Source organism: Bradyrhizobium sp. LeoB3 (assembly GCF_055456055.1).
The window spans coordinates 1-4034 of record NZ_JBVBEF010000222.1; the positions used below are offsets into that span (position 1 = coordinate 1).

Below are 4034 nucleotides of genomic sequence, written 5' to 3' on the forward strand. Positions count from 1 at the left end.
CTTCGGCGTGTTCAACCGAACATCTCTAGCCTCTTGAACGAAAAACTTCTGGCATTACTCTGCCCAAAGTTGGCTCCGCCGCGCCGTGATGTCCGATTTTGGATCTTTGAACGGCTCGACTCCGATCTCCGGACCGGCTGACCCGACGTGGCCGCCTGGGGTGTCGGAATACGATAAGTTCTGCCTTCACGTCTGCCACTACGAAGCGTCCGTTCGACGAGAACTCTGGGGCAGACGTCTCGTCCAGGCGCGGCGCGAGCTCGGCGTAGATGGCCCGGTGAAGGAGCATCGAGGCTGTCGTTTTTAACTGTGCGAAACTACGACGCGAGGCTCGATAACGCCCGAGGGCAGCTTGCATCAAGGTCTTAGGCGCATGTCTCCAAACGTCGATAATGTGGATGCGTACCATCCAAAAAATCAATTTTACCAATGTCGCGGAATGTTGCATTGACAGCACCTTGACGCCCGCCCGACGAATCACGTCACTGCTTCCGTCGCGCGGCGCGGCTGAAAGGCAGTGCGTTCGCGTCGAAGCGCCTAATGGAAGCAGCAGCATGGCAGATAATTCGCGAAGGAAATTGTTGCACGAACAAGGAAAACGCTGTCGGCGGCCGCGAGACATCGACCACCACGGAACTGACCTGGTGTGGCATCCAGTCACTGGAGTTGCGGACATCATCTGCGTGGCGCAGTCCTACGCGATCGACGATTGAGATGAACACGGATGACGCCTGATCGAATCTCAAGTCTATCGGCGACGCACCTGTCCGCGGCGTGGTCGCTGAGAAGGCCTGAACGGGGAGGCGCGTCGTCGTTTCCGGAATGGGCGGGACCGGCGGCGCTTCCATTTATAGGGGGATGCGAAGGCCGCTCCGCCAGTGACCCGATTGCAGCTCCGAGCTCAGGATAAGGGCCAAGCTCAAAACGCTGCCCGAGCATTAAATCGCCCGCAAGCAGCTGGTAGATCTCGAGGCCGCGCCCAATCTGGCGCGCGCGAGCGCAAGGTGCGCGTGGCGCTGAACAACGCCTCTGCCTTCGGCGGAACAAACGCGTTTCTGGCATTCAACCAAATACATTTAGGAGAAAGTCTGTCCACAGTCTCGCCGGTTGAACGGCAGCATGGCTTCGGCGCGTGGTGCGCGTCTTGCTTAACGAGAGAAAAACACACGTAACTGCCAGCAAATCGCGCTGCCGGCTGTCGGAGTTCCGACATCGCCGTCTTCAAATTGGGCACGGCTGGCATGACAAGGCTCGTCTGATGCCGTCGCCTCTCAACGCGCGGTGGCTCGGTGTTCGAGTTCATATTGGGAAGGAGCGTCATGACCACCATCGCAACTGCCGCACCCGCGCCGGTGTCGAGAACTTGGTAGAAAATCCTCTACGTTCAGGTGCTGATCGCGATCCTGATTGGCGTCGTCGTCGGTTGGCTGTGGCCGTCGCTCGCGACCAGCGATTGGGTCAAGGCGCTTGGTGACGGGTTCATCAAGCTGATCAAGATGGTCATCGCGCCCATCATCTTCTGCACCGTGGTCTCGGGCATTGCGCACATCCAGCATGCGAAAAAGGTCGGCTGGGTCGGCCTGAAGGCGCTGGTCTATTTCGAGATGGTCTCCACTTTTGCCTTGTTGCTCGGCCTTCTGATGGGCAATCTTTTCCAGTCGGCCACGGCCTTGCGGCCAAGCCCGATGCCGCAGCCGTCGCCAACTACGTGGAGCAGGCGGAAGCTTCGAAAACCGTCGATTTCATCCTCAATATCATTCCCGACAGCGTGGTCGGCGCGCTGGCGCGCGGCGACATCCTGCAGGTACTATTTGCCATCCTGTTCGGCTTCTCGCTCATGGCGCTGGGTGAGCGCGGCGAGAAGTTGCGCGGCATGATCGACGACACGGCGCACGCGGTGTTCGGCGTCATCGCAATTGTCATGAAGGCCGCGCCGATCGGCGCGTTCGGCGCCATGGCCTTCACGGTCGGCAAGCTCGGGCCGTCGGCGCTCGGCAATCTAATCGGCCTAATCGCACTGTTCTACGCCACGGCCGCGCTGTTCGTGGTGGGTCGTGCTCGGTCTGATCGCGCGCTCCGTTGGCTTTTCGATCTTCAAGTTTATCGCTTATATCAAAGACGAGCTCTTGCTCGTGCTCGGCACCTCGTCCTCGGAAAGCGCGCTGCCGCAGTTGATGAAGAAGCTTGAGCGGCTCGGCTGCTCCAAGCCCGTGGTCGGGCTCGTGGTGCCGACCGGCTACTCGTTCAACCTCGATGGCACCAACGTCTACATGAGCTTGGCAACGTTATTTATCGCGCAGGCGCTCGGGGTCGATCTTACCTTCGGCCAACAGCTCACGATCCTGATCGTGGCGATGATGACCTCGAAAGGCGCAAGCGGTATCACCGGGGCCGGCTTCATCACGCTCGCGGCGACGCTATCAGCGGTTAATCCGGCGCTAGTGCCTGGCATGGCAATCGTGTTCTCGATCGATAAATTCATGAGCGAGGTGCGCGCCCTTACCAATATCACGGGCAACGGTCTTGCCGCGGTGTTCGTGTCCTGGTGGGAAGGCGAGCTCGACCAAGCCACGCTCCATGCGCGGCTCAACCAGGAAAGCGATCGTTGTCCCTTGTTAACTGCAGTAGGTGCGCGATACCGCTGATCACGAGGCGGTTGTCCCTCGAAAACGGGGCCGTGGCAGTTAAGGGATCGATCCGTCGTCGATTTTCGTCCATCAGTCACAACAGATCTCGGTTATGCCACCCACCGCTCTCATCCCTCGGTGGTGCTATCGCATACGTGACGCGGCACCAGACATTACTACTGCGCGGCGGGCGATATACCCATTTTCGAGCGGCCAGAAATGTCACTGATTGCTGCGAGAATCGCGTCCATTTGCGTTTTTGTGCCGATGCTAACGCGGATACAGTCTTCAAGACCTTCATCAGGGAAAAAGGCAACGAGTATCTTTTGCCTTTCCAAAGCCAGCTGCCACCATCTGCCGTCGTGTCCCGCGGGCACACGGACTAGCAAGAAATTTGCGTCGGAGGGCGTTGCAGACAATCCAAGTTGTGACAGTGCGCTCGCCACTCGTTCTCTTTCCTGCGTGATGTGCCTATGGTTATCTTCGTAGATGGCGCGGTGCGCAAGAACGCTGATGCCCACCGCGTGACCGATCACATTCATGTTGAAGACGTTCTGGATGTTACGAAGCCTTCCGATAAGCTCTGGGTGGCCTAGTCCGAAGCCGACGCGAATGCCAGCGGCGGCGTAGCTCTTCGAAAATGTTCTTAAGATCAGAAGAGTCGGATAGCGGCTTAGGAGGCGTAGGCCATTATCAGGCGCAAAATCGACATACGCCTCGTCCAACACGACTAGACGGTCCGATTCTGCCACAAGGCGTTCGATGTCAGCGATCGGAATGAACGTTCCGGTTGGATTATTCGGAGTAGCTACCAGAACGAACTTCGCGGCTTTTTCGCAACCCAACAACAATTGCTCTATAGGCAAGGACTGAGGTTCGTCACATCTGACTTCGAGAAGTTGAGCCCCTTGCAACATAGCAAGTTTGCGATTGAATGAAAAACCTGGAGACAGCATTGCCACGCTCTCGCCCGGGGGCAAGAAAGGCTCTGTAGATCAGCCCCAGAATCTCAGATGATCCATTGCCGGCAATCACATGATCCATCGCTACGCCGTACGCATTGGCAGCTGCTTCCCGCAAGCTGAGGTTGTCATCTTCGGGATAAAGATACTGCCGCTCAAGGGCGGTAATTGCACTTTGCCATACGATCGTTGGCAGTGGAAATGGGTTCTCATTGGTATCTAGCTTCACGTAAGTTGCATCCGGCGCAGTCCGGCCGGCCGGCGGAGCATTCAACTGTCTCGCTGTCTGCGAAAGAGAAGACAGCACATTCTGCAATTTTGCATCCGACATCGTGTTCTTCCTTTGATTCGCCGGGGACAATCGCGGTTTGAAATGGACCCCGATTGTGGGACCACGTGCTTAGTTGGAAGGGGCTGCTCCGTTTGATAGACGGAGCGCATGATG

At 57.6% G+C, this 4034-nt stretch carries 1 protein-coding gene and 2 pseudogenes; 1 reads left to right on the plus strand and 2 read right to left on the minus strand.

All coding sequences use genetic code 11. The annotated features are described in order from the left end of the window. Nucleotides 1–482: 482 nt before the first annotated feature. On the minus strand, nucleotides 483–722 hold the full coding sequence (locus ACZXDY_RS44975; protein ID WP_464349903.1) for a hypothetical protein: 240 nt from the start codon (nucleotides 720–722) through the stop codon (nucleotides 483–485). Nucleotides 723–1373: 651 nt separating this feature from the next. Between ACZXDY_RS44975 and dctA the strand changes: the two are divergent. Then, nucleotides 1374–2645 (plus strand): annotated as a pseudogene (dctA, locus tag ACZXDY_RS44980) (C4-dicarboxylate transporter DctA). Nucleotides 2646–2803: 158 nt separating this feature from the next. Here dctA and hisC read toward each other — a convergent pair. Further along, nucleotides 2804–3920: pseudogene (hisC, locus tag ACZXDY_RS44985) on the minus strand (histidinol-phosphate transaminase). Nucleotides 3921–4034: the final 114 nt, after the last annotated feature.